Genomic DNA, 26,126 nt, shown 5'->3' on the forward strand with positions numbered 1-26,126 from the left:
CGATGAAATATGTCATGAATGGAGTTCACTATCATGTCGATACGTGGGGGAAGGGGTTTCCGCTCCTGCTTCTTCATGGCTTCACGGGAAATAGTGAGGGGTGGAGAGAGTTCGCTCCCTTCTGGGAAGGTCATTCGAAGACAATAGCTTTGGATATCATCGGCCATGGTAAGTCTGGAGCACCATCTGATATTGGCCATTATCAAATAGAAGAGTGTGCCGCTGTAATAAACAGTCTCTTAGAAGAGATGGGAATCGGGAAAATTGATGTTCTTGGATATTCCATGGGTGGGCGGCTTGCGCTGACTTTTGCAGTTAAATATCCTGAAAAAGTCCGCACACTGATTTTGGAAAGTGCTTCTCCCGGGCTTAGGACAGAAGAGGAAAGGCATGAAAGAAGAGTGCAGGATACCAGGCTGGCTGGCAAAATCAGGAAGGGAGGCATTGAGGATTTTATCGGCTATTGGGAGAATATTCCCTTATTTCAAAGCCAAAGGAATCTTCCTGATCAAATCCGCGCAAGAATAAGAAACCAGCGTATGGCCAATTCTATTGGTGGTCTGGCAAACAGCCTGATTGGCATGGGCACCGGCTCACAGCCATCATGGTGGGAGGAGCTCGGTAATCTGAAAATGCCAGTCCTTCTATTGACCGGGGAGCTGGACCAAAAATTCTGCAGAATTGCAGAGGAGATGTCGAAAGCATTGCCAAATGTTCAGTGGAAGTCCGTTAAAAATGCAGGACATGCAATTCATGTGGAGAAACCTGAATTATTTGGTACAATAGTAAGTGGGTTTTTGTCGCAATCTGGGGAGATTAATACAAAAGCCAGTAAAGATTGAGGAATGATGACCTCTGCTGGCGCAAAGCTGTGCGGCAATTATCGCGCTATCTAATACAATACATATTGAGGAGGATTCATGTATGTCAGCTGTAGAATGGGTTGCAGGAAAAAAGTACCAAGAAATTATGTATGAAACATACAATGGAATTGCGAAAATTACCATCAATAGACCGCAAGTCCACAATGCCTTTACTCCAAGAACGGTAATGGAATTAATTGATGCATTTGCGTACGCACGTGATGATGAAAATGTAGGTGTTATTGTCCTAACGGGTGCAGGAGACAAAGCATTTTGTTCAGGCGGAGACCAATCTGTCAGAGGACATGGCGGATATGTTGGGGATGACCAGATCCCTCGTTTAAATGTTTTGGATCTTCAGCGCTTAATCCGTGTCATTCCAAAGCCGGTTATTGCGATGGTAAAAGGCTATGCGATTGGCGGAGGACATGTCCTTCATATCGTATGTGACTTAACGATTGCAGCTGATAACGCTGTATTTGGACAAACAGGACCAAAAGTTGGAAGCTTTGATGCGGGTTACGGTTCAGGATATCTTGCAAGAATCGTGGGTCATAAGAAAGCACGCGAAATTTGGTATCTGTGCCGCCAGTACGGTGCCGAGGAAGCTCTGGATATGGGGCTTGTTAATACGGTTGTGCCGCTTGAGAAAGTGGAAGAAGAAACAATTAAGTGGTGTGAAGAAATCCTGGAGAAGAGCCCGACTGCTATCCGTTTCTTGAAGGCTGCCTTCAATGCCGATACGGATGGACTTGCTGGAATCCAGCAATTTGCCGGTGATGCAACTCTTCTATACTATACAACGGATGAAGCGAAAGAAGGCCGTGACGCATTTAAAGAAAAGCGCAAGCCGGACTTTGGTCAATTCCCGCGTTTCCCTTGATTTCAGGGGTATACTATTTTTTCAGCTTGATGGCTAGTCCATCAGGCTGTTTTTATATGAAAGAATCGCATGAAATGAGGTTTTATGATGGAAGCTCAAATAGTGCCGAATTTTCTTCAAAAGCGGGCATTCATAACACCCGAACGTCCAGCCCTGTCTTTTTTGGAAAAAACCTATACATTTTCCGAAGTATATGATCGTGCTTACACGATAGCAGGGCAATTACAGGCAGCTGGATTAACGGGAGGCCAGTTTGCAGGTGTGCTCTTGCGTAATCATGAAGACACTGTTTTTATCCTTTTGGCTCTGCAGCTAATCGATGTAAAGGCCGTTATATTAAATAACAGGCTGACTGCAGAGGAATTAATTTGGCAAATGGATGATTCGAAGTCCGCTTTCCTATTAACAGAGAGTTACTTTGATGGGATTAGCCAAAAGGTTGTAAACTCTTTATGGGGAATTTCGCCGATACATAAAGAAGCGCTCTTCAGGAAAGATCCTGCCAAGCCGGCATTAATAGAGGAAGTAAGTCTTAATGAGGTTTGTACTGTCATGTATACATCCGGCACAACGGGGAATCCGAAAGGCGTTCTGCAAACCTACGGTAATCATTGGTGGAGTGCAGTGGGTTCTGCATTAAACTTAGGGCTGAATGAAAACGACAGCTGGCTGTGTGCTGTTCCGATTTTTCATATTAGCGGCTATTCCATTTTAATGCGAAGCATCATCTACGGCATGAAAATGGTTCTTTTTGAATCTTTCCATGAGAAAAAAGCCATCGAAGCCATTTCCGGCGAAAAAGTGACCATCATGTCTGTTGTGAGTACGATGCTTACTAGGATTGCAGCTGAACTAAAAAATGAGGAGCTGCCGGACTATTTCAGATGTATGTTATTAGGGGGAGGTCCAGCAGCGAAATCTCTTCTGGAAGTTTGCAGAGAGAAGGCTATTCCTGTTTACCAGACTTATGGAATGACGGAGACTTCTTCACAGATTGTTACTCTGGCCCCGGAATACAGCTTCAGCAAATTAGGTTCAGCCGGAAAGCCTTTATTTCCTTCCCAGCTGAAAATTGTTAATCCAAATGGGGAGCTTGCGAATCCCGGAGCAGCGGGTGAGATACTTGTGAAAGGTCCCAATGTGACGAAAGGGTATTTAAACCTTGAAGAAGAAACCGCGAAAAAAATAAAGGATGGCTGGCTCTCAACCGGAGATATAGGCTATGTCGATCAAGAAGGCTTTTTATATGTACTTGATCGGCGGTCAGACTTAATTATTTCAGGCGGGGAAAATATCTATCCTGCTGAAATCGAGGGTGTCCTTGCTTCACACTCCCAAATATCGGATGCAGGAGTGATTGGCATGAAGGACAAGGTTTGGGGTGAAGTGCCAGTCGCCTTTATTGCCGGAGAAGAAAGCCTGGATAAAAAAGAAGTGATTGAGTACTGCTTAGAGAAGCTGGCAAAGTATAAAGTGCCTAAAAAGATCATCATGATTAATGAAATTCCCAGGAATGCTTCGAAGAAGATATTAAGAAGGAAGCTTCGCGAACTGCTCGAGGAAAGCGGGAATTAGCATGGATATAAAAACAGTTACTTTATATAAAATCGCGATGCCTCTAAAAACGCCATTTTCCACTCATTTAGGAACTGTTAAGGACAGAGAGGGAATTATAGTTGAAGTAATTGATACAGAAGGACGGAAGGGATACGGAGAAGGAGTCGCTTTTTCTTCCCCCTGGTATACAGAGGAAACGGTTGAGACGAGCTATCATGTGCTAAAGGAGTTTCTTATCCCGATCTTGCGTAATGCGGATATAAAGCATCCTTCAGATGCAGGACGTGTTTTTGATGCTCTGAGAAGGAATCAAATGTCGAAAGCAGCACTGGAAACGTCCCTATGGGACCTGGCTGCCAAAAAAGAAGATATTTCTCTTTCTAAATTTATAGGCGGCAAGAGGGAACAGATCCTATCCGGTGTGGTTGTTGGCGCCAAAACAAAGGAAGAAGTAAGAAGACAAATTGAAAACTATCTGGAAAGCGGCTATCAAAGGGTCAAAATTAAGATCAGCCCCGAAAATGATTATGAATTGATCTCAGAGATCCGCCGCTATTACCCCGATCTGCCAATCATGGCTGACGCTAATTCAGCTTACTCATTGGATGATATAGACCATTTAAAAAGGCTTGATGACTTCGGGCTTATGATGATTGAACAGCCGCTTGAATATGATGATATTGTTGATCATGCAAAGCTTCAGAAGGAATTGCAAACACCGATCTGCCTGGATGAAAGTATTGTTACTTTTAATGATGCCAGAAGAGCTGTCGAGCTTGGAAGCTGTAAAGTTATTAATATTAAGATTGGCCGGGTTGGAGGTTTAGGTACAGCAAAGAAAATTCATGATTATTGCCTGGATAAAGGAATCGCAGTCTGGTGTGGAGGTATGCTCGAGTTCGGAATCTCCCGTGCACATAATATTGCGCTGGCTTCTTTGGAGGGCTTCGCCATTCCCGGTGATATTTCAGCGTCAGAAAGGTATTGGGAGGAAGATATTATTCTCCCTGAAGTCACCGTAAAAAACGGGATGATTAAGGTTCCTGATAAACCGGGTATTGGTTATGAGATTAATGAGAAAAGACTGAGTAAAGTAACAATCTCAAAGGAATGCTTTGTCTTGTAGAAGAAAACCGCCGTTCTATTTTGGAAGGCGGTTTTCGTTTGATTGCAAAAAAATAAGGCGCATACGCAGCGCCTTTTATAATCAATTATTGAGTAATTTCGTCTTTAATAAATGAATCTTCTTTAATGGCAAAGGAGCTTAATCCAGCAGCAGCGGCAAAAGCAGCTCCAAGCAAAATAACGGTTGATAACATATGTATCACTCCTATTAGTTATTGTTATTCTATACATTCCCGATAAAAAAAATAATAAACTTTTTTATATTAAAAAAAAGCGGTGCAGCACATGCATCGCTTTTGCAATATGCATTAATGGCACTGCTGAATTCGACAAAATTCGGGCGGTGCCTGTCACCATTAATGAGCATCATCAGCGGCAAGCCAACTCCAATTGTTGCATAAATAATATGAAAGCCCATTGTAGTCCCAAATAAAGACCTCCCAATGCGGGAGGCTGGTGAGCTTATTTATTTAGCGCTTTTTTCAATGAAGCCAAATTATCTTCCATAAGTGTAAAGTATGTTTGATTTTCTGTTATATTTTCTTCTGTAAGGACCGATAAATTATGAAGCATTAACGGTTCTGCGCCAATTTCTTTTTGCAGAATTTCAGTCAGTTTTGAGCTGACATTCTGTTCAAAAAATACATATTTTAAGTCATGTTCTTTTGCTTCCGCAATGATTTTCTGCAGTTCTTTCTGAGTAGGCTCGCTGGAAGAATTTAAACCGGATACACTGATTTGATCCAAACCATATCGTTCTTCCCAATAACCATATGCTGCGTGTGAAACGATGAATTCCTTATGCACAGCATTTTGAACTGTCTGCACAAAGTCATTATGGAGATTGTCAAGATCTTGGGCAAGCTCCGAATAATTCTTTTCGAAATGCTCCTTCTTCTCAGGCATCTGTTCCACTAAAGCATCTTTAATTGATTCTGCCAATTCTTTCGAGTATAAAGGATCCAGCCAAACATGAGGGTCGATATCTCCATGGTTATGATCATGGTCCTCTTCTGATGATTCAGCTCCGTGTTCGTCAGCATGTTCATCTTCATGCTCAGCTTCATCAGCATGTTCTTCTTCATGCACAGGATCATGATTTACATCTGAGTGGACAAACTCAATATTTTCTCCTGCGGCGACCATTTTAACATTCTCATTTTTCAATGTTTCTTTTGCCTTTTCCACAAAACCCTCAAGACCCAGTCCTATAAAAATAAATAGATCTGAATCGGCCAGCTTCATCATATCTTTTTGAGATGGTTCAAAAGTGTGTTCATCCGACCCGGGCGGGTAGATGGTTTTAACTTCTATCGCTTCTCCTCCGATTTGTTCAGTAAAGTATTGAAGAGGATAAACCGTTGTATAAACCATAGTTTTGCTGCTGTTTTCCTCTGTCTTATCACCTGTACAGCCAGAAAGAACAAGGATTAGCCCCAGAATATATATCAAAAATGCCTTTTTCATTTTTCTCCTCCTTTTATAAAGCGTAGTTATTACGATTTAAAGAACGGACCATATTTTAAATAATGTTTATAAGTATGGTATTAATACGTAATCATTACGATTTTCCTTAGTAATCTTACAAAATATCCAGCTAAAAAGCAAGGAAAAAATTTGTTTGCAGCTTCTACTTTATGTATCATAATTGTAGAGGCCAGTGAAAGGTCTTTATTAGTATTGACATTTTTTCGTCAAGTATGGGAGCAATAGCTCTTACAATCAAAGTATTCACAAAAAGACAGGGAGTGGAACAATTGAAACTTTTAGAAGAGATCTTAAACCATAACCAGCAATTTGTTGAAGAAAAAAAGTACGAAGAGTTTGAAACAACGAAATTTCCTAATAAGAAAATGGTTATTCTGACTTGCATGGACACACGTTTAGTAGAGCTTTTGCCAAAAGCGCTTAATGTAAAAAACGGTGATGTGAAAATCATTAAGAACGCGGGAGCTTTAGTAACCCACCCATTTGGAAGTATTATGAGAAGCATATTAATAGCTGTTTACCAGCTGCAGGCTAAAGAAGTGTTTGTTATTGGCCATCATGACTGCGGTATGAGCGGAATGAAAGCTGATGCGGTTGTCAGCAGCATGAAGGAGAGAGGCATTACGGACGATGCACTGGATACGATGACATACTCAGGAATCGCTGCAGAAGATTGGCTAAGAGGTTTTGAAAATGTAGAGGATAGTGTGTCCCATAGCGTACATATGGTGAAAAAGCATCCGCTGATGCCGGCAGATGTGCCTGTGCATGGGCTTGTTATTCATCCTGGCACAGGCAAGCTTGACCTTGTTGTGGACGGATACAAGGGTTAATTTTTATTCTTTTTGGGCCATTGCTCTGGAACCAGGTCGACACCGCCCGGATGAAGGGGATGGCATTTAAGGATCCGTTTTATTGTCAGCCAGCTGCCTTTGAAGGCGCCAAATCGCTTAACTGACTCCAGCCCATAATGGGAACATGTCGGATAAAACCGGCATGTAGGAGGCTTGAGCGGGGAAATCACAATTTGATAAAAACGAAATAGTGAAATTAGAATTTTCTTAAGCATGGCATTACCTTTCCTTGTTAAACATAATTTCTTTTAAAATATCATATTATCATGAAAAAGTCATAATTTTCATATTAATTTGATGAATTTAGTCGGATATTATGTTATAGTAAAAGGAAAACTTTAGGGGAGTGTATTATATGCCTTCAGTAGAAAGTTTCGAGCTGGATCATAATGCTGTAAAAGCGCCTTACGTGAGGCACTGCGGTGTCCATAAGGTGGGCAGTGACGGGTTAGTGAACAAGTTTGATATCCGGTTCTGCCAGCCAAATAAACAGGCGATGAAACCCGATGTCATTCACACACTTGAGCATTTGCTTGCGTTTAATATCCGAACACATGCAGAGAAATATGAGCATTTTGACATTATTGATATTTCCCCGATGGGCTGCCAGACCGGCTATTATTTAGTCGTAAGCGGGGAGCCGTCCGTTGAAGAAATAATTGATCTGCTGGAAGCTACAATGAAAGATGCGGTTGAAATTACCGAAATCCCCGCTGCAAATGAGAAGCAATGCGGGCAGGCGAAGCTTCATGATCTTGAAGGGGCAAAGCGTCTTATGAGATTCTGGCTGCAGCAATCGAAGGATGACTTGAAACAGGTTTTTGCATAAAGAAAACGGGCTGATTCTTTCAGCCCGTTTTATAGTATTGGCGATAGCAGCCTTGAAATGGATTCTTTCAATTTTATTTTTAAGGCCCTATTTCTGTAAGCTTCTGCAGTCAGGTTTGTTGAAAGCTGGACATCTGCCTTAAAGCTCTCTGTCAGTTCTTTTGAAACTTCCTGATCATAAATAAAAGCATTTACCTCAAAATTGAGCCTGAAACTTCTAACGTCTATATTGGCAGTTCCTACCGATGAAACTTCTTCATCCACAATCAGGGTTTTTGCATGTATGAAGCCATTTTCGTATATAAAGATATTTGCATTTACCTTCAGCATTTCCCCAATATAGGAGTAAGTGGCCCAATAAACAAACATGTGGTCAGGTTTATTCGGAATCATAATGTTCACTTCCACACCTGACAATGCAGCTATTTTCAATGCATCCAGGAGGCTTGCATCAGGAATGAAATATGGGGTTTGGATATAAATGGACTTACGTGCAGATGAAATCATTTTTATATAACCATTTTTAATTTGTTCCCATTCGGAATCCGGACCGCTGGTAACAATCTGCATCCCTACGCTATCTTGAGACTCGCCCAGCGGAAAATACTCAGGAGCATAGAAAATGTCATGGCGGTGGGAAGCCTGGTTCCAGTCCAGGATAAAGCGGGTCTGCAGAGAATGGACAGCACTTCCTCTGATTCTTAAATGGGTATCACGCCAATATCCGAACTTTGGATTCAGCCCGAGATATTCATCCCCGACATTAAAACCGCCAACATACCCAATCTGGCCGTCAATAATGGCAATTTTCCGGTGGTTCCGATAATTGATTCTCAAATTGATAAAATGCAGCCGCGAAGGGAAAAAGGCCTCAATTTCTCCTCCTGCCGCAATCAGCTCTTTAAACGCCCTTTTATGCAGGCTTCTTGAGCCAAGTTCATCATAGAGAAGCCTGACTTTAACGCCCTCTTTGGCCTTTTCCGTTAAAAGATTGATTAATCTTTTCCCCAGGTTGTCTCTCTTGAAGATATAATATTGCAGATGGATATGATCAGTTGCCCTTTTTATATCCTCCACAAGTGAATTGAATTTATCTTTCCCGTCTGTAAAAATTCTGACCTCGTTATCCTGGGTCAATACCGCATCATTGTTTACAAGATGCATGTAGATAAGGTCTTTGGAGTTTTCGATGGTAGCATTTCGAAAATGGAAATCCTTTTCCTTAATTCCTCTGATTTGATTGTTCAGCAGTTCATCAATTCCAATTTTTTTGCGGTCTTCCCATTGGAACATCTTTCTTCGGGTTAAATTCTGTCCAAAAAAGAGGTACATGAAAAAACCAAGAAGAGGAAGAAAGAACAAAACCATGAGCCATGCCCATGTAGCGCCTGCATCCCTCCGCTCCAGAAAGATAACAAATACAGCAAGGATAATATTTAATACTAAAAATACTGTAAGCATCATGGAGTATATATCCATCTTAATGTCCTCTCCACATGTATATTTCCGTCCTTTTAAAAAGAAAACCTCCGGCTGTACGGAGGCTGTTTATATTATAGCGTATGCTTACGAACGGTTTTGGTTATCTTCTTGCTCCTCAAGAGCCTCTTTTTGTTTCTGCCCGCTGTCAGGAAGCGGATCAATCGGGTCTACCGTATGCTTGAATTGGTAAGCCTTTGATGTGGTAATGACGCTCAGCAGCAGAACCACAATCACGATTATGATCGATATGACTAATACCGTGTACATCTTTCTCCCCCTTTACTCTCAATATTTTACCATGAAAGCAGCTCATAATGAAAAATTTCGCCATGGCCATGTACAGGTTTTAATTCTCTGAATGTGGGTATTCTATTGTTGGGAGGATGATTATTATGAGTAAAGAATTAGTAAAAGCTGTTAACCAGCAAGTAGCAAACTGGACAGTTCTATATGTAAAGCTTCACAATTTCCATTGGTATATTAAAGGTAAAAACTTTTTTACCCTTCATGCAAAATTTGAAGAGCTTTATAATGAAGCCAACGTACATGTAGATGAACTGGCTGAGAGAATCCTTGCTCTTGAGGCTAAACCGGTTGCAACGATGAAGGAAGTTCTGGAGACTAGTTCCCTTAAAGAAGCGACAGGAAAAGAAAATGAAGAACAAATGGTCCAATCTGTCGTTGACGACTTCGAAAAAATGGTGGACGAGCTTCAGGAAGCAATCGAGCTTGCAGAAGAAGCCAAAGATGAAGGTACAGGCGACATGCTGATTGCTGTAAAGCAAAGCTTGAAAAAACATATCTGGATGCTTAAAGCATACCTTGGATAATAAACAAAGACTGGCTGGAAAGCTGGTCTTTTTATTTGTCAAAAAATAAAAAAGCGGCTTTAGGCCGCCTTCGAGTATATGGATCGTAATTCTAAATTCGGATATGTATAGTTTAGTGTATGTTCCGGTGGTGAATGATCGGGCTTCTGCGCTGGCCGTAATTTTCACTGGCGAATTTCCCTTTTAAGCTCTCAATCAGATAAAGCCCCATTAAATCATATAATTCCTGATTATCGAGGTCCTTGATAATATTCAGCAGGTCTTCCCTGTCCATTTCTTCTAAGAAGGCAAAAGCGAGCATATCGATATCCTCTTCGTCACCTGTCAGCTTATTCCTGTAAAGTTCATATAGCTCATCAATCAGTTTCACGATAACACCTCCTTAAAAAAAACTCTGGTTTTCTATAGTATACTTAATTTAATACCCCTGATGCAGAAAAATATTCACCCCATGTAAATTGGAAAAGCTGACTTTCAATTGTTTAACTTAGTATATGTCAGCTTAAGAAGAATGATCGTAATTTTGTATAATTTTATCATAAATGTGGGATACGATAACTATAGAAATGAAAAATATCGTGCTATGCAAAGAAAAATTAACCGGTGTTGAATCTGCGTCACAGCAATGAACAAAAAAGGGGCTGACAGGATTGGAAGGAAATAAAAAGACGTATTATATAACGCTTGGTTCGGGTGAGATTTCTCAAAGCGCCACTGACTCCACCTGGAATTATAAAATTGAGGCAAATGATGATGAAATTATTGCCTTGAGAGAATATTTTGACCAGAACTATTCGACAGAATGGCAAAATTTTTTCAGAGCCCATGTTCCTTATGTTCAATACCACTATGACCGTGAAAATGATGCCTATGATGAGACAATGAAAAAAATATATGGGATGATTTATGATCTTGGAGATGATGAAGCAAGAAAGCATATTGAAAGCATGGGAATCCTGACAGAAGAGGATCATAAATAAAAAGCTGAGGCCGCACCTCAGCTTTTCTACATTTCCATTTCCACAGCTGTATCAAGAACTTCCTGTGGAACGGTAATAGCTTCAACTTTATTATAGTTTGAGTATTGGCCGTTCATGTTCTGCTTCATGGAGATTTTTTGGCCTTCAGCCGTGATTTCCATGTCCATAATCATATTCAGCACACTCGGGTAAAAGGTTTCTTTATCAATCACAATTTCATATTCCACGCCTTTGATGTTCATGTTATCAAGGATTTCACCATTGGCAGCCAGTTCAGGCGGCAGCGTTTCTGCTGCAGTTTCCTTCACGAAATCATTGAATTTTTCTCCATCTGCTTTCAACTTCAGGATATAGCTTTTTGCGTCCTGTTCAAATGTAAAATCGTCCACAAACTCCTGCAATTTCTTCAATTCCTCACCAGGATTCGTCTGCTGGCTGGACATTTGAAGCAAATCATCAGACATTTCTTTAGGGAACTTCATCCACTGCTGACCGGCTGCATCATAAAGAAACATGCCTTCTTCCGTAAAATAGCTTTCAATATCATAGGATTCTTCTGCGCCTGCCATTGACATAGTCATTTTCTGATAAAAAGCCATCGGATCTGTTGTGACATCCATATCAATGACAGAATCGATATTCATATTTTCCCCTTCAGCACCAGAGCTCATTTCCTGGCTCATATCCATATTTACTGAGAAGCTTTTTAGATCTTCCGAAGCCTCAGTTGATTTCTTTAAAACTTCCTCTAAGGTCATTTCAGAAGATTCTTCTGTTTTGGTTTCTTCCTTTTCTGTGCCGGCTGCTGATTCATTAACAGGTTTGGCTGTTTCATTACATGCAGTCAGCATTAAAATCAGGAAGAAGCCGGTAAGGATTGCAAGAGATTTTTTCAAGATATACACTCCTCTAGTTATGTTAGTCAGCTAATTTTACGGGAAAAAAAGGAGAAAAGTTTCAAAAATATGTAATTTGATACTTTAGCCCCAGAAGTTTTTAAAAACTTGATAAACCTTTATAATGGAAACATCAAAATTTAATTATCGAGTGAGGGAATAGCATGGAAACCTTTTTGGATGAAAACGGCGGGAAAGTGCGCTTTTCTTTTAATCAAAGAGCATTCGGAACCGAGCCTGAACATGTTCTTGTCATTTGCCGCTATGGTGACCAATGGCTGCTGACGAATCATAAAAAGAGGGGATGGGAATTTCCGGGCGGTAAAAGAGAACAGGGTGAGTCTCTTGAAGAGGCAGCCAGAAGAGAAGTATACGAGGAAACGGGAGCAGACTTAAATAATTTACATTTTATTGGTGAATATGAAGTTAACTTGGGTAAAGAGCGTTTTGTCAAAGTTATTTTTTTCGCAGAGGTGAAAAGCCTTAACAAAACGGATCAATATTTTGAAACAAACGGTCCCATTCTGACAGCGGGAAACTTGCTGGAAGACAGGTGGAGCAGTCAATACAGTTTTATCATGAAGGATAAAGTAGTTGAAAAGAGCCTCGAAAAAATTTTGAAGGAAAAATAAAAAACGGCATGCGGTTTGCCGTTTTTTTATGAACCATTCTTAATTAGTTTTCTCTCCAGAAGTTCAACCAGCTGATACATCACTGTTGCAAAAACAGCAATTACAAGCAGTGAAAGCATAACAAGGGTGAAGTTGAATACTTGGAAGCCGTAAATAATCATGTATCCAAGACCTTTTGAGGATACCAGGAATTCGCCGACGATCACCCCGACCCAGGATAACCCCACATTCACCTTTAAAGTTGAAATGATGGTGGGAAATGAAGCAGGCAAAATAGCTTCCCTGAAGATTTGAAATCGATTTGCCCCAAAGGTCTGAAGCACTTTAATATAATTGGGGTCTACTTCTTTGAAAGATGTATATACGACAATGGTTGTGATGATGATCGAAATAATCGCACCCATGGCAACGATCGAAGTAAAGCTCGGGCCTAAAGCGACGATTAAGATAGGGCCAAGAGCAACCTTTGGCATTGAATTCAGGACAACCAAATAGGGATCCGCTATTTTGGAGAGCATTGGTGACCACCAGAGGATGGCTGCAAGCAATGTGCCTAAAAAAGTGCCCAAAATGAAACCAAATACGGTTTCTGACAAAGTGTAGCCTAAATCGACCATCAAGGTACCATCCTGTATTTTGGTTAAAAATAATCCCCATACTTTAGACGGCGCACTGAAAATCAGAGGGTCAATCCATTGCTTTTGGCTTGCCAGCTCCCATCCCGAAAAAAACACAATAAAGATGACAGCCTGATAGAAGCGGACCCATTTCTTTTCACGGTTCAGCGACTGAATATATTTCCGGTGGAGGAATTTAACGTTCTCCTGCGGGCTCAAGGGACTCCAGCTCCTTCCATATAGTTTGAAAAATCGCTGGATATACTTCATGATTTCTTGCGTTAAAAGGGGTTTCATCTCTTAATTCTTTTGGTATTACAAATGTCTTATGAAGCTGTCCGGGCCTTGCGGAGAAAAGAAAAACACGATCACTCATGCTGATTGCCTCACCAATATCATGTGTAACCAGTATGGCTGTCTTTCCGAAAGATTTAAGCGTGTCAGAGACCAGATCCTCAAGCTTCAGTTTGGTTTGATAATCCAATGCGGAAAAGGGTTCATCAAGCATAAGCAGCTTTGGCCCGGTTGCAAGTGTTCTTACAAGGGCAACCCGCTGGCGCATTCCGCCTGAAAGCTGCTTCGGAAACTGTGACTCTACACCTTTTAGTCCCATCTCCTGAAGGAGCTTCAGTGCATAAGCTTTTTTGTCAGGAGTGAGGCTATTCCCGATTTTCAGCCCCAGCAATATATTTTCTTCAATGTTCTTCCAGGGAAAAAGATAATCCTGCTGAAGCATATAGCCAATCTCATTTTCTGCTGTTTCAACCCGCTTTCCTTCAAGTGTGACAGTACCTTCTGTGGGTTCAAACAGGCCTGCTATGATGGAAAGCAATGTTGTCTTACCGCATCCGCTTGGACCGAGGAAGGAAACAAATTCTCCTTCCTCCACTTCAAGCGAAACATCGGAGAGGGCCGTGACAGCAGAGGTTTTCGTAAAATAAGTGTGGTGGACAGCATCAACTTTCAGGAAATCCATGTCGGCCTCCTCTTTCGTTTAGTTACTTCATTACCCCTTCAGCAATATCTGTGTTGACAAGTGTGCCGTGCTCTATGCGCTTAGGGAGCTCTCCTGCTTCTTCCATAATGTTCTGCAGGTTATCCCATTCTTCAGTATCCAGAATAGGATCTGTTGCAAAAGACCCCTGACTCTTATAGCGGTCTACTACCATTTCGATGATTTCAAGCTCAGTGTTGTCAAAATATCCTTGAATAGCTTCTGCCGTTTCTTTCGCGCTATGATCCTCAACCCATTGCTGTGCTTTATAAATCGCTCTTGTGAATTTCTCAACAGTTTCCTTATTTTCATCAATATAGCTTTGTTTTGTCATGAATGTGGTATAAGGTATATGTCCTGATTCGGTTCCAAAGGAAGCAACAATATATCCTTTTCCTTCTTTTTCAAATACACTTGCAGTAGGTTCAAAAAGCTGAACAAATTCACCGGTGCCGGAAGCGAAGGCTGGAGCAATATTGGCATAATCAATATTTTGGATTAAATCCAAATCCTGGTGCGGATCAATGCCATGCTTTTTCAATACAAACTCGCCGGCCATCTGCGGCATGCCGCCTTTACGCTGCCCGAGAAATGTTTTGCCTTCCAGCATATCCCATGAAAAGTTATCGATTTTATTGCGGGAAACCAGGAATGTTCCATCCGTTTGGGTGAGCTGTGCAAAGTTAATGACCGGATCATTGGATCCCTGAGCCGATACGTAAATGGAAGTTTCTGAACCTACAAGCGCAATATCAGCGCTATCCGACAGCAGCGCGGTCATTGTTTTATCTCCGCCGGCTGTTGTTGTAAGCTCCACTTTAAGCCCTTCTTCTTCAAAGAAGCCTTTCTCAAGGGCTACATACTGTGGAGCATAGAAGATGGAACGTGTCACTTCAGCAATGCGGACAGTTTGCATTTCATCCTTTCCGCAGGCTGCCAACGGAACGATAAGCATCACTGCAAGCATAAGCAGCATGCTGGTTTTTATCCATTTTTTCATAAGCCATAAGACCTCCCTTATGCTAATAAGTCAAATTGAAAAGTCTAGGTTATCGTATGAAAATCGAAAAAATGTGTGAATGCCAATAAAACATTTTTAGATGAAGATCTAAATGCTCAAAATAAAAGGAAGCTCCAAAAGGGAGGATGGGAACATGAAATTCAAAAACGGCCAAATCATCAGTAAACAGAGATTCCCTTCGCCAAATCCGGCAATCGAATTATCTGTTGTTACCTATCAGGCAAATGGATTACATATAAAAGGCCTGCTGGCAGAGCCAAAGGGGGAGGACCTATATGATGGATTCCTTTACCTGAGAGGAGGCATAAAAAATGTCGGGAAAGTAAGACCTTCCCGGATTGTCCAGTTTGCCTGTGAAGGTTTTATTGTATTCGCGCCTTTTTACAGAGGAAATCAAGGGGGAGATGGAAACGAAGACTTTGCAGGGGAGGACAGGCAGGACGCGTTTGCAGCATTTACTCTTCTTCAGGAGCATGCCCGGGTAAAAAGAGTTCATATATTTGGTTTTTCCCGTGGGGGCGTAATGGCATTACTTACTGCAATTGAGTTTCCGCAAGCCGTTTCCATAGTAACTTGGGGAGGGGTCAGTGATATGTTTCTCACCTATGTGGAGCGCAAGGATCTCAGGAGAATGATGAAACGGGTAATCGGCGGAACTCCGACAAAGTTTCCGGAACGGTATAAATACCGTACCCCGCTTTTTCAGCTGGAGCAGCTGCAGGCACCTGTCTTAATCATTCATGGAAAACAGGATCATAATGTCTCGGTGGAGCATTCCTATCGCCTCGAAAAAAGGCTGAAGGCTCTTAACAAAAAAGTGGATAGCTGGTATTTCCCTGACTATACCCACTACTTTCCGCCAGCCGTAAACCGGAAGACGGTAGAGGATTTAGGTGCGTGGATGAAAAGTCATGAATGACAAATGATTTTCGCTTAAAGGCTTTCAGAGCAGAAAAAGGTGGGGTAAAATAGAGGAAAGTATAAAGAATGAAGGAGAGATACCAATGGGTATGCCTTTAGAGCTGAACACAATGATCGTGACAAAGGGAAGGGAAAAAAGACTTGATGAGAATTATTTTTCACTTGTCAAAGAAGGGTACAGATTATATCCGCTTGATATCCCGGTCGAGGTAAAAAGAACAATTGACGGCGACTTGAACGGAATGGGAGTCATCCGAAAAGTGGAATGGGAAAACAGCCAGACACTCATTACTTATCAGCTTGTTTCCTTAAACTCAACAAACTAGAAGAGCGCGCCTGGACAGAGTCCGGCGTTTTTTGTTCAATGTGTTTCTGCAAACTCAAAAAAAAGAATTGCCGCGCAAACGGCAATTCTTTCTCTATTATGCGATTGGTCCGCCTTTTTCTTCAATGTCAGATGAAACGCTTGTAAACTTCTTGAAGTTTTCACGGAATTTAGAAGCAAGCTCCTTTGCTTTTGCTTCATAAGCAGCCTGATCTGCCCATGTTTTGTTTGGCTGAAGAACTTCATCAGGCACTCCAGTAACGTGCTGAGGAATTTCCAGTCCGAAAATTTCGTCCTTGATTGTTTCTACGTTGTTTAGTTCACCTTCGAGTGCAGCTTCTATCATAGCACGAGTGTAGGCAAGCTTCATACGTTCCCCTACTCCATACTCTCCGCCAGTCCATCCTGTATTTACAAGGAAGACTTTTGCATTATGCTCATCGATTTTCTCGCCAAGCATTTCAGCATAACGATTTGCAGGAAGCGGAAGGAAAGGTGATCCAAAGCATGTAGAGAACGTTGCCTGCGGTGATGTAATGCCGCGCTCAGTTCCTGCAAGCTTGGATGTATAGCCGCTTAAGAAATGGTACATTGCCTGCTCTTTTGACAGTTTAGAGATTGGAGGCAATACGCCAAATGCGTCAGCTGTTAAGAATACGATTGTATTAGGGTGTCCGGCAACGCTTGGGTCAACGATATTATCGATGGCCTGAAGCTGGTATGCCGCACGTGTATTTTCAGTTAAAGTGCTGTCATCGTAATCTGCAACCCGGGTTTCGCTGTTTACTACCACATTTTCCAGCACAGCTCCAAAGCGGATTGCATCAAAAATTTGCGGTTCTTTTTCACGGGATAAGTTAATGCATTTCGCGTAGCATCCGCCCTCAATGTTGAAGACTCCATTCGCAGACCAGCCATGCTCGTCATCACCGATCAGCTTGCGGTTCGGATCTGCAGATAAAGTTGTTTTTCCTGTTCCGGATAAGCCAAAGAATAAAGCCACATCACCTTCACGTCCAACGTTTGCTGAACAGTGCATCGGAAGGATTCCGTTTTCTGGTAGCATATAGTTCATAACAGAGAAGATTGATTTTTTCATTTCTCCTGCATATTCTGTTCCGCCAATTAAAACAGTGCGGCGCTCGAATGAGATGATAATGAATGTTTCGGACTTTGTGCCGTCAACAGCAGGGTCTGCTTTGAAATTTGGAGCAGAAATGACTGTGAACTCTGCCTGATGATCCAATAGCTCGTCTTCTGCCGGGCGAATGAATAACTGGTGTGCAAAAAGGTTATGCCAGGCATATTCATTGATCACCTGGATAGGCATGCGGTGTTTTTTATCAGCACCTGCGTAGCCTTTGAAAACAAATACTTCTTCTTTTTCTTTTAAGTAATTGATTACTTTATTATAAAGATTAGAGAATGCTTCTTCAGAGATTGGCTGGTTTACGCTGCCCCAGTCCATTTTATCTTTATTTGATGCTTCTTCAACAATGTATTTATCTTTAGGGGAACGTCCTGTATACTTTCCTGTACTAGCGCGTACAGCCCCGGTGGAAGTAAGGGACCCTTCATTGCGGTTTAAAACTTTTTCCACAAGCTGAGGAACGGATAATTGCACTTGAATGTTGCTGCCATTTAATAATTCGCTCAATTCGTTTGATATGCTTACAGAGTTCATCTGATGAATACCTTCCTTTTTCCCGATTTTTTTATGAAAGTGATTACATCTCGAAATTAGTATAACACATTGAGATGATTAGTCTATACTATTACGAAACTTTTTTGTCTCTGTTATAAAATTGTCACAATTGGACAGGCAATTCCGCTTTGATTACCTTATAACCGATATATGCTATTATAGAAGAAAGTGTTAATTTTAACATGGGACTGATCTAAAATGAAGACAATTGCCCTATATGATGGAACATGCTCCTTATGCAAGGAAACAAAGAGAATCCTTAAAAAACTCGATTGGCTGAATAAAGTGGAGTGGATCTCCCTGCAGGAATATGAAAAAGAGCCTGGGTCTATCTCATTCTCCAGACACGATTTGCGGAGGGAGCTTCATATTATTACCCCCTCCGGCAGCGTGAAAAAGGGGTACTATGCGGTAAGGAGACTGCTGTTCCTCTTTCCTGCATCCTTTTTCATCAGCATCCTTTTATATGTACCATTCACTTCAATTCTCGGCGATCCGATATACAAATGGATTGCGAAAAACAGGCATAAATTTCTAAAGAAAAAGTGTGACGATGGAAGCTGTTCTCTGTAAGGGTGAAGCTGAATTTTTAAAGTCGAAATTTTACTGTGAAAAATAATGAAAATCTGTTGACATGATTCGATAAAGTACGGTATGATTCAACCTTGAACGGATACTCTCTTATCCCGAGCTGGTGGAGGGACAGGCCCTATGAAACCCAGCAACCTGCTAAAGGCAATAATCAGCAAAGGTGCTAACCTGACGCAAGGACGTAATTCCTTGAACGATAAGAGTGAAAGGCGCGAATCGATTTGCTTTCAACCTTTTCACTAATGAGAAGGTTTTTTATTTTGCAATGAAATGAACGGCTTTTGGAATGTACTATCTATGTGAGTTTTTGGCATGCATTTGATAAATGGATACCTGGCATTCTTGCCGGCGCTGTCTATTTTTCTAATAAAAACTCCATGTTTATTTCATACTACTAAGGGAATGAGTTCCGTATCAAACAGAGATCCATGAAATGACAGGGAAAAGTTATTTTTCCGCTTCCCCATTTCTTATTTCTCGCTCAATTTTCTATTTATAAGGAGGAAGCCAGATGTCAACAAAACGTCGTTTGTTTACTTCTGAATCAGTTACTGAAGGTCATCCGGATAAAATCTGTGACCAAATTTCTGATGCAATCTTAGATGCGATTTTAGCTAAAGATGCGAATGCCCGTGTTGCTGCAGAGACTTCTGTAACAACTGGACTTGTATTAGTTGCAGGTGAAATCACAACATCTACATACGTAGATATTCCAAAAATCGTTCGTGAAACGGTAAAAGAAATCGGTTATACCCGTGCCAAATATGGTTTCGATTCCGAAACATGCGCAGTTTTAACTTCCATTGATGAGCAGTCTGCGGATATCGCAATGGGTGTTGACCAGGCACTTGAAGCACGCGAAGGGCAAATGAGCGATCAGGAAATTGAAGCAATCGGTGCAGGAGACCAGGGCTTAATGTTCGGTTTTGCCTGCAACGAAACGAAAGAGCTTATGCCTCTTCCGATTTCTTTAGCACATAAACTTTCCCGCCGACTGACTGAAGTTCGTAAAGAAGAGATCCTTCCTTACCTTCGTCCGGACGGAAAAACTCAGGTAACCGTTGAGTATGATGAAAATGACAAGCCTGTCCGCATTGACACTATCGTTATTTCTACTCAGCATCACCCTGAAATCAGCCTGGAGCAAATCCAGCGCAACCTGAAGGAACATGTTATTAACCCGGTAGTTCCAAAAGAACTAATCGATGAGAATACAAAGTACTTCATCAACCCGACTGGACGTTTTGTTATCGGCGGACCTCAAGGGGATGCTGGTCTGACTGGACGCAAAATCATTGTTGATACCTACGGCGGATATGCACGCCATGGCGGCGGCGCGTTCTCCGGCAAAGATCCTACGAAGGTTGACCGCTCTGCTGCATATGCCGCACGTTATGTTGCGAAGAACATTGTAGCAGCCGGTTTGGCAGAAAAAGTGGAAGTTCAGCTTGCTTATGCTATCGGTGTGGCACAGCCTGTTTCAATTTCTGTTGATACATTTGGAACCGGTAAAGTGGATGAAGATTTATTAGTTGATTTAGTAAGAAAGCATTTTGATCTTCGTCCTGCAGGAATTATTAACATGCTTGGCCTTCGCCGCCCAATTTACAAGCAGACAGCTGCTTACGGACATTTCGGACGTACAGATGTTGACCTTCCTTGGGAGCGTACTGACAAGGCAGAAATTCTTCGTTCTGAAGCTGAATAATAAATTTAAAAAGCGGGAGTTGCATTTACTATGTAACTCCCGCTTTCTTTTTTGCGTCTTTATAATATAGGGTGATAATTCACTTTTCGGTCTTTTTGCTCTTTAGTCGTTTATAATTATATGTTATCGTTTAAACTTCGGATAATGGCTTAATTTTCCCGCATATTTTTTTATAATCCACGTGCTAATTATAAATGATTAGTGGTAGTATTATAGGGTATGTTTTCTGAGACAAAGGAGCCGCCTGAGGCTATATCTAAATATTGAGAATAGAATGGAGTAGGTGACGTACATAATGTGTGGTTTTATTGGTTGTGTACATGAAAAAGCACAAAATTACCGTGACGCAGATAAAGAACAATTCCAAAATATGAATGATATCATTACACACCGGGGTCCGGATGATTCAGGATACTATTTTGATGATCATATTCAATTTGGCTTCCGCCGGCTTAGCATTATCGATATTGAAAGCGGACACCAGCCGCTGACTTACGAGAATGAGCGTTATTGGATTATCTTTAATGGTGAAATCTACAACTATGTGGAACTTCGTGAAGAACTTCTCAAAGCTGGCTTAAGCTTTGAAACAAGCTCAGATACAGAAGTCATCATTGCTCTTTACAGCCATATGAAAGAAAAAGCTGTTGAAAAATTGCGCGGTATGTTTGCGTTTGTCATATGGGATAAACAGGAGCAGTCTTTATATGGAGCCAGAGATCCATTTGGGATTAAGCCCTTCTTTTATTACGATAAGGGAGACCGCACGTTCTATGGGTCAGAGAAGAAGAGCATTCTATTGGCGCTTCAGAATGATGTATTAAACTATGACTCCCTGCAGCACTATCTGACCTACCAATTTGTGCCTGAGCCAAACACGATGTCAGAGGGAATCCACAAGCTTGAGCCAGGACATTATTTTACTAAAAAAATCGGTGCTCCGATGGATATTAAGCGCTATTGGAAAGCTGCTTTCCATCCAGTGCAGAAATCAGAAGCTGATTTTACAAAAGAAATTAGAGATGTATTATTCGACTCGGTCAAAATGCATATGCGTGCCGATGTTCCTGTAGGTTCTTTCCTTTCAGGCGGAATTGATTCTTCCATCATTGCGTCGATTGCGAAGGAATTCCATCCTGCCATTAAAACATTCTCTGTCGGTTTTGAACGCAATGGCTTCAGCGAGGTGGATGTGGCGAAAGAAACAGCAGAAAAGCTGGGTGTCGAAAACATCAGCTACATCATTACTCCTGAGGAATACATGAATGAGATTCCGAGAATCATGTGGCATATGGACGATCCGCTTGCTGACCCGGCTTGTGTGCCCCTATATTTTGTGGCAAGAGAAGCACGCAAGCATGTAACGGTTGTACTTTCAGGTGAAGGAGCCGATGAGCTATTTGGTGGCTATAATATTTACCGTGAACCACAATCACTTGAAGTCTTCAATAAAATTCCTGCCATCGGCAAAAAGCTTCTTCGCATGATCGCTAGCATGATGCCTGAGGGTATGAAGGGAAAAAGCTTTATTGAACGCGGTGTCACGCCTATGGAAGAGCGCTACATCGGAAACGCAAAAATGTTTACAGAACAAGAGAAGCGCAATCTGCTTCACGTCTATAAAGACAGCTTAAATTATACGGATATCACGAAACCTTTATATGAAGAAAGCAGCGGCTATAATCCAGTTGACCGCATGCAGTATATCGACATTCATACCTGGATGCGCGGAGACATTCTATTAAAAGCGGACAAAATGACAATGGCTCATTCTCTCGAGCTTCGTGTTCCGTTCCTTGATAAAGAAGTGTTTGAAGTAGCTTCCAAAATCCCGACCAGCCTGAAAACGGCAAATGGCACTACGAAATATATACTTCGCAAAGCTGCCGAAGGAGTCGTTCCGGATCATGTACTGAACCGCAAGAAGCTTGGGTTCCCTGTGCCAATCCGCCACTGGCTGAAGGACGAGATGAATGAGTGGGCGAAAAATATCATTCGTGAAAGCAATACAGATCACCTGATTAATAAAGACTATGTATTGCAGCTGCTTGAAGACCATTGTCAGGATAAAGCGGACAACAGCCGCAAAATCTGGACAGTTCTGATGTTCATGGTTTGGCATCAGGTATATGTGGAGAAAAAATACTCCTTTGAAAAAGAATACTTGTTAGATAAAGATTTGCAGCCCCTTAAAGGCTAAACAAAAGCGTCCATCAGGGATACCTGGCGGACGCTTTTTAATTTGGAAGATAGGTAATAGCCTGCTTTCCCATCTGCACCCATGCTTTTTCAAAATCGATTATGGGTGCTTTTTTATTTTTCTCGCCTGTGAGCGGGTCGTTGAAGTACATGTATTTCAGGTCATAGCCCGTTACCAGGACTGAGTGCTCTTTATAGGTAATCTGAATTTTTCCGCTCGGAGTATGCCAGGTCTGAAAAAAATCATCAGACAGCTGTTTATAGGCTGTGTTGATAATTATCCATACAGGTCTGCCATCTGACAAATGAATCTTTAAGTCTTCAAAATCGGATCCGGTAAGGTCTTCAATGGAGCCGGGCATGTACTTTTCCGCAAGCTCTTTTACGGGTTTATGATAAACGCCGAGACCAGGATTATCAAAGGAGTACATATCGCCTATGAAGCCTTCATTCGGGTGTCCGAAATAGATTTTTCCGTTTTCTATACGATAAGGCTCAGGGTTTTTCTTTATTTCTTTAGCCAGTGTCATTTTATCAGCCTGGATCCCCGCATGCTGCAGGAGCATGGATAAGCTCGTGACTTCGCATCCCCTGGGGAGCTCAGGAAACTGATTGATTGCGGGTGCATCAATAATTATTTCTTCCTTGATCTTAATTACAGCTGTGTTGTTACCAAGAAAAGCAGTGGCTTTCTCAGCTGGTTCAGAAAGCCAGGATTTTATTTTGTTCACGGCTGATGGGGGCTTGCTTCCTGCAAGATTGTCATAAACAAATGCAGCAGAAACAAGGATAAAGACAATTAAAAACATCGGTGCCGTTTTCACCATTGTTTTTCTGAATATCACTATTAAAAATAAGAATAGAATAATTGCCCCGATATAAATCGTCAATTCATCACCCGCCATATGTTATTGCTTTATGTTTATTATCGGCCTATTTTCCATTCTATTAAGACTTGAGACTTATTTTGGCATTTTCTGCAAAGACTTATAGTATTGGGCTTTTTCAGCGTATTCCCTGCTGATCCGTTCCATATCTTTAATATCTTCCGGTGTCAGCTCACGGATCACTTTTGCAGGCCTGCCGAATGCAAGCGTATTGGGCGGAATTTTCTTTCCCTGCGGAACAAGGCTGCCTGCACCAATAAATGCTCCCTCCCCGATTTCTGCCTGATCTAAGACAATCGAGCCCATTCCAATTAGAGCTTTCTTGCGGATAATGCAGCTATGAAGGATTACCTGATGGCCTACTGTTACTTCGTCTTCCAGTATCAGCGGGTTATTAGGGCTCTGATGCAGGACGGAATTGTCCTGGATATTGACCTTCCTGCCGATGATAGTTGGTGCTACATCCCCGCGTATGACGGAGTTGAACCAGATACTGGAATCCTCCCCAATTTCAACATCTCCGGTAATGGTAGTGAAATCTGCAATAAATGCGGATTCTGCAATTTTAGGTTCTTTATCTTTATATGGATAGATCATGTGTAAACACTCCTGTATAAGTTGGATTATTTTGATTTTATCATATGAGGCATGATAAACGTTATTTTGGTAAAAGAGTTTTTTAAGGGGCTGATTCATGAACTATTTTTGCATCTAGGCTATAATATATTTACATAAGATCGTACGTAAAAAGGCAGGGAGGATTGACTATGTGGAAGTGGGAAACTGAAGGAGAGGCAAAAGGCGTTATTGTCATGGTTCATGGGGCAATGGAGCATCACCGCCGTTATGGCTGGCTGATCGAAATGTGGCGCTTGGCCGGTTTCCATGTCATTATGGGAGATCTTCCCGGCCAGGGGATGACTTCAAGATCCAGAAGAGGCCATATTGATTCCTTTGATGAATATATCATTGAAGTTAAAGATTGGGTACAGGCTGCCTATGAATTTGAATTGCCGGTTTTTCTTTTAGGACACAGCATGGGCGGACTGATTGCCATTCGCCTGCTGCAGGAAGAAAGAATGAATCTCGCTGGAGTGATTTTGTCATCCCCATGTTTAGGTTTGATTCAGCAGCCTTCGAAATTACTGAACTTTTTATCGCTTGGACTCAACTCAGTGATGCCGGGTCTGAAAATGGATGCAGGATTGTCAGTAGACATGGCGACGCGGAATCAGGATGTCCTTGATGCTGATTTAAATGATTCACTGTATGTGACAAAAGTTTCGGTCAGATGGTACAGGGAACTTGTTTATGCCATAAAGCTGGCCTTTGAGAATCTTGATAAAATCCAGGATGTACCCCTTCTCGTAGTTCAGGGCGGTGATGATAAAATCGTGAATAAAACAACTGTCAGAGAATGGTTTAACCTTGCGCCTTTCTCAGAAAAAAGGTTCAAAGAGTGGCCAAAGTGCTACCACGAAGTCTTCAATGAACCTGAACGTGAAGAGGTATTTGAATATGCGAAGGATTTCGTGAACAGCCAATTAAAGGCGCTGGGTTATGTGGTTTAATGATTTGCTTAAAATATTCACCAGACCTGATCAAAAGGAGGTATCTGCTGTCATGAGTGTCCCTTCCATGCCAATTAGTCTGATGTCACATGTCTATCGGAAGGTTCTTCCTGCTGTCCATAAGGAGCTTGCATACTGGAAGAGCCGGGCGGAAGCAATTCCTGATCCGGAGTTAAGAAAGCAGGCTCTTGCCAGCATTGAACATAAAACCTTCCACTGTGAAGGCGGAGCTATTATGTCATTGATGGCAAAGGGAAAATATGAAACAGCGATTAAGTTTATTGTCGCTTATCAGACTATCAGTGATTATTTGGACAATCTTTGCGACCGGAGCACCTCGCTTGATCCCGGAGATTTTGCCGCACTTCATGAGTCAATGGAGGATGCCCTGGATATTGACGCAGCAGTGAAAAATTATTATCGGCTGAGAAGTGAGCAGGAAGATGGAAACTATCTTGCAGATTTAGCAGCATCCTGCAGGGAAGTGCTGTCGAGTCTCGAGCAATATCCCCATATAAAAAGCCATCTGCTTGAATTATGCCGTTACTATTGTGATCTGCAAATACATAAGCATGTCGTTGTCGAAGAACGAGTACCCCGTCTGCAAAACTGGTTCCACCAATATCGGTCAGATATACCCGAGATGGAATGGTATGAGTTTTCTGCTTGCTCGGGATCGACACTCGGGATATTCTGCCTTGTTTCCTACGCACTGAGAGATGATTTTAAAGAGGAGCATGCGGTGAATATAAGAAATGGATATTTTCCATACATCCAGGGCCTCCACATTCTGCTTGATTATCTGATTGATCAGGAAGAGGACAAAGCCGGGGGAGACCTGAATTTCTGCTTTTACTATGAAAGCGAAGAGAAACTGTTTTCGAGATTGAAGCATTTTGTTGCAGAGGCAGACAAGCATACGGAAAAGCTGCCTCATAAACATTTCCATAAACTGATTAACCGCGGCTTGCTGGGGATCTATCTCTCCGATGATAAGGTCCGGAAGCAGCGGAATGTGAAGAGATTAGCCAAAAGCATGATCAGAGCAGGCGGAATGGTGAGCTATTTTTTTTATATGAACGGAAGAGCTTACCGGACAGTGCAGAAGATGATGCCTTCCGGATTTGCAAAAGCCTTTGTGAAATAATTAAAAGCCTGCAATTTTTTTG

28 protein-coding genes and 1 riboswitch are annotated in these 26,126 nt (G+C 41.8%); of the genes, 16 read left to right on the forward strand and 12 right to left on the reverse strand.

Annotation, left to right across the window (positions count from 1 at the left end; genetic code table 11):
- The first annotated feature begins 2 nt into the window (after positions 1-2).
- The 4 genes from menH to menC all read left to right on the forward strand — a co-directional run bounded on the left by menH (position 3) and on the right by menC (position 4,429).
- Positions 3-842: a 2-succinyl-6-hydroxy-2,4-cyclohexadiene-1-carboxylate synthase gene (menH, locus tag BFI01S_RS07245; RefSeq protein WP_061792040.1), complete on the forward strand. Its 840-nt coding sequence runs from the start codon at positions 3-5 to the stop codon at positions 840-842.
- 82 nt (positions 843-924) lie between these two features.
- Positions 925-1,746, forward strand: a complete 822-nt coding sequence (gene menB, locus BFI01S_RS07250; protein WP_061792004.1) for a 1,4-dihydroxy-2-naphthoyl-CoA synthase — start codon at positions 925-927, stop codon at positions 1,744-1,746.
- Positions 1,747-1,833: 87 nt separating this feature from the next.
- Entirely contained in the window at positions 1,834-3,321 is a 1,488-nt protein-coding gene (locus tag BFI01S_RS07255; RefSeq protein WP_061792005.1) for an o-succinylbenzoate--CoA ligase, read from the forward strand.
- A gap of 1 nt (position 3,322) precedes the next feature.
- A complete protein-coding gene (menC, locus tag BFI01S_RS07260; RefSeq protein ID WP_061792006.1) occupies positions 3,323-4,429 on the forward strand; it encodes an o-succinylbenzoate synthase in 1,107 nt (368 codons plus the stop codon).
- A 461-nt stretch (positions 4,430-4,890) separates the two neighbouring features.
- On the opposite strand, the gene BFI01S_RS07270 is transcribed toward menC, so the two are convergent.
- Positions 4,891-5,895, reverse strand: coding sequence for a metal ABC transporter substrate-binding protein (locus BFI01S_RS07270; RefSeq protein WP_061792008.1), 1,005 nt, complete (start codon positions 5,893-5,895; stop codon positions 4,891-4,893).
- Positions 5,896-6,185: 290 nt separating this feature from the next.
- On the opposite strand from BFI01S_RS07270, the gene BFI01S_RS07275 reads away from it, so the two are divergent.
- A complete protein-coding gene (locus BFI01S_RS07275; RefSeq protein ID WP_061792009.1) occupies positions 6,186-6,749 on the forward strand; it encodes a beta-class carbonic anhydrase in 564 nt (187 codons plus the stop codon).
- Here BFI01S_RS07275 and yidD read toward each other — a convergent pair.
- The gene (gene yidD / locus BFI01S_RS07280) at positions 6,746-6,985 is read right to left on the reverse strand and encodes a membrane protein insertion efficiency factor YidD (RefSeq protein WP_061792010.1); all 240 of its coding nucleotides are present in this window, start codon (positions 6,983-6,985) and stop codon (positions 6,746-6,748) included. The genes BFI01S_RS07275 and yidD overlap by 4 nt on opposite strands.
- A gap of 140 nt (positions 6,986-7,125) precedes the next feature.
- Between yidD and BFI01S_RS07285 the strand changes: the two genes are divergently transcribed.
- Positions 7,126-7,599, forward strand: a complete 474-nt coding sequence (locus tag BFI01S_RS07285; protein ID WP_061792011.1) for an S-ribosylhomocysteine lyase — start codon at positions 7,126-7,128, stop codon at positions 7,597-7,599.
- A 29-nt stretch (positions 7,600-7,628) separates the two neighbouring features.
- On the opposite strand, the gene cls is transcribed toward BFI01S_RS07285, so the two are convergent.
- Both cls and ytzI read right to left on the reverse strand, forming a co-directional pair.
- Positions 7,629-9,077, reverse strand: coding sequence for a cardiolipin synthase (cls, locus tag BFI01S_RS07290; RefSeq protein WP_061792012.1), 1,449 nt, complete (start codon positions 9,075-9,077; stop codon positions 7,629-7,631).
- Between the two features lie 87 nt (positions 9,078-9,164).
- The gene (ytzI, locus tag BFI01S_RS07295) at positions 9,165-9,347 is read right to left on the reverse strand and encodes a YtzI protein (RefSeq protein WP_061792013.1); all 183 of its coding nucleotides are present in this window, start codon (positions 9,345-9,347) and stop codon (positions 9,165-9,167) included.
- 125 nt (positions 9,348-9,472) lie between these two features.
- On the opposite strand from ytzI, the gene BFI01S_RS07300 reads away from it, so the two are divergent.
- Positions 9,473-9,910, forward strand: coding sequence for a Dps family protein (locus BFI01S_RS07300; RefSeq protein WP_061792014.1), 438 nt, complete (start codon positions 9,473-9,475; stop codon positions 9,908-9,910).
- Positions 9,911-10,022: 112 nt separating this feature from the next.
- Here BFI01S_RS07300 and BFI01S_RS07305 read toward each other — a convergent pair whose 3' ends face one another.
- Positions 10,023-10,280, reverse strand: a complete 258-nt coding sequence (locus BFI01S_RS07305) for a DUF6154 family protein (RefSeq protein ID WP_035330414.1) — start codon at positions 10,278-10,280, stop codon at positions 10,023-10,025.
- Between the two features lie 280 nt (positions 10,281-10,560).
- Here BFI01S_RS07305 and BFI01S_RS07310 point away from each other — a divergent pair, with 280 nt between their 5' ends.
- Positions 10,561-10,890 (forward strand): hypothetical protein, encoded by a 330-nt coding sequence (locus BFI01S_RS07310; protein WP_061792015.1) that lies wholly within the window; start codon positions 10,561-10,563, stop codon positions 10,888-10,890.
- A gap of 26 nt (positions 10,891-10,916) precedes the next feature.
- Here BFI01S_RS07310 and BFI01S_RS07315 read toward each other — a convergent pair whose 3' ends face one another.
- Entirely contained in the window at positions 10,917-11,786 is an 870-nt protein-coding gene (locus BFI01S_RS07315) for a DUF6612 family protein (protein ID WP_241743393.1), read from the reverse strand.
- A gap of 164 nt (positions 11,787-11,950) precedes the next feature.
- Between BFI01S_RS07315 and ytkD the strand changes: the two genes are divergently transcribed.
- Positions 11,951-12,418 (forward strand): RNA deprotection pyrophosphohydrolase, encoded by a 468-nt coding sequence (gene ytkD, locus BFI01S_RS07320; protein WP_061792017.1) that lies wholly within the window; start codon positions 11,951-11,953, stop codon positions 12,416-12,418.
- A 26-nt stretch (positions 12,419-12,444) separates the two neighbouring features.
- On the opposite strand, the gene BFI01S_RS07325 is transcribed toward ytkD, so the two are convergent.
- The 3 genes from BFI01S_RS07325 to BFI01S_RS07335 are packed head-to-tail and all read right to left on the reverse strand — an operon-like array spanning position 12,445 to position 15,029.
- Positions 12,445-13,254, reverse strand: coding sequence for an ABC transporter permease (locus tag BFI01S_RS07325; RefSeq protein WP_061792018.1), 810 nt, complete (start codon positions 13,252-13,254; stop codon positions 12,445-12,447).
- Positions 13,232-14,011, reverse strand: a complete 780-nt coding sequence (locus BFI01S_RS07330; RefSeq protein ID WP_061792019.1) for an ABC transporter ATP-binding protein — start codon at positions 14,009-14,011, stop codon at positions 13,232-13,234. Before BFI01S_RS07330 ends, BFI01S_RS07325 begins: the two co-directional genes overlap by 23 nt.
- Before the next feature lie 22 nt (positions 14,012-14,033).
- Entirely contained in the window at positions 14,034-15,029 is a 996-nt protein-coding gene (locus tag BFI01S_RS07335; RefSeq protein WP_061792020.1) for an ABC transporter substrate-binding protein, read from the reverse strand.
- 154 nt (positions 15,030-15,183) lie between these two features.
- On the opposite strand from BFI01S_RS07335, the gene BFI01S_RS07340 reads away from it, so the two are divergent.
- Both BFI01S_RS07340 and BFI01S_RS07345 read left to right on the forward strand, forming a co-directional pair.
- Positions 15,184-15,969, forward strand: a complete 786-nt coding sequence (locus BFI01S_RS07340) for an alpha/beta hydrolase family protein (protein ID WP_061792021.1) — start codon at positions 15,184-15,186, stop codon at positions 15,967-15,969.
- 85 nt (positions 15,970-16,054) lie between these two features.
- Positions 16,055-16,297: a DUF2584 domain-containing protein gene (locus tag BFI01S_RS07345; protein ID WP_048007830.1), complete on the forward strand. Its 243-nt coding sequence runs from the start codon at positions 16,055-16,057 to the stop codon at positions 16,295-16,297.
- Between the two features lie 96 nt (positions 16,298-16,393).
- Here BFI01S_RS07345 and pckA read toward each other — a convergent pair whose 3' ends face one another.
- On the reverse strand, positions 16,394-17,980 hold the full coding sequence (gene pckA / locus BFI01S_RS07350) for a phosphoenolpyruvate carboxykinase (ATP) (RefSeq protein ID WP_061792022.1): 1,587 nt from the start codon (positions 17,978-17,980) through the stop codon (positions 16,394-16,396).
- 219 nt (positions 17,981-18,199) lie between these two features.
- Here pckA and BFI01S_RS07355 point away from each other — a divergent pair, with 219 nt between their 5' ends.
- The 3 genes from BFI01S_RS07355 (at position 18,200) to asnB (ending at position 22,500) form a co-directional block, all read left to right on the forward strand.
- Positions 18,200-18,574 carry a thiol-disulfide oxidoreductase DCC family protein gene (locus tag BFI01S_RS07355; RefSeq protein ID WP_061792023.1) on the forward strand — a complete coding sequence of 125 codons (375 nt, stop codon included), beginning with the start codon at positions 18,200-18,202 and terminating at the stop codon, positions 18,572-18,574.
- 105 nt (positions 18,575-18,679) lie between these two features.
- Positions 18,680-18,795, forward strand: a riboswitch (SAM riboswitch).
- A gap of 308 nt (positions 18,796-19,103) precedes the next feature.
- The gene (gene metK, locus BFI01S_RS07360; RefSeq protein ID WP_061792024.1) at positions 19,104-20,300 is read left to right on the forward strand and encodes a methionine adenosyltransferase; all 1,197 of its coding nucleotides are present in this window, start codon (positions 19,104-19,106) and stop codon (positions 20,298-20,300) included.
- Between the two features lie 295 nt (positions 20,301-20,595).
- Positions 20,596-22,500 (forward strand): asparagine synthase (glutamine-hydrolyzing), encoded by a 1,905-nt coding sequence (asnB, locus tag BFI01S_RS07365; protein WP_061792025.1) that lies wholly within the window; start codon positions 20,596-20,598, stop codon positions 22,498-22,500.
- Between the two features lie 37 nt (positions 22,501-22,537).
- Here asnB and BFI01S_RS07370 read toward each other — a convergent pair whose 3' ends face one another.
- Together BFI01S_RS07370 and BFI01S_RS07375 are read right to left on the reverse strand one after the other, a co-directional pair.
- Positions 22,538-23,389 carry a C39 family peptidase gene (locus tag BFI01S_RS07370; RefSeq protein WP_061792026.1) on the reverse strand — a complete coding sequence of 284 codons (852 nt, stop codon included), beginning with the start codon at positions 23,387-23,389 and terminating at the stop codon, positions 22,538-22,540.
- A gap of 72 nt (positions 23,390-23,461) precedes the next feature.
- Positions 23,462-23,983, reverse strand: coding sequence for a gamma carbonic anhydrase (locus BFI01S_RS07375; RefSeq protein ID WP_061792027.1), 522 nt, complete (start codon positions 23,981-23,983; stop codon positions 23,462-23,464).
- A gap of 170 nt (positions 23,984-24,153) precedes the next feature.
- Between BFI01S_RS07375 and BFI01S_RS07380 the strand changes: the two genes are divergently transcribed.
- Together BFI01S_RS07380 and tbcS are read left to right on the forward strand one after the other, a co-directional pair.
- Entirely contained in the window at positions 24,154-24,957 is an 804-nt protein-coding gene (locus BFI01S_RS07380) for an alpha/beta hydrolase (RefSeq protein ID WP_061792028.1), read from the forward strand.
- A gap of 52 nt (positions 24,958-25,009) precedes the next feature.
- Positions 25,010-26,104 carry a tetraprenyl-beta-curcumene synthase gene (tbcS, locus tag BFI01S_RS07385; protein ID WP_061792041.1) on the forward strand — a complete coding sequence of 365 codons (1,095 nt, stop codon included), beginning with the start codon at positions 25,010-25,012 and terminating at the stop codon, positions 26,102-26,104.
- The last annotated feature ends 22 nt before the right edge of the window (positions 26,105-26,126 follow it).

Origin of the sequence: Cytobacillus firmus NBRC 15306 (assembly GCF_001591465.1) — a bacterium.
GTDB lineage: Bacteria > Bacillota > Bacilli > Bacillales > Cytobacillaceae > Cytobacillus > Cytobacillus firmus.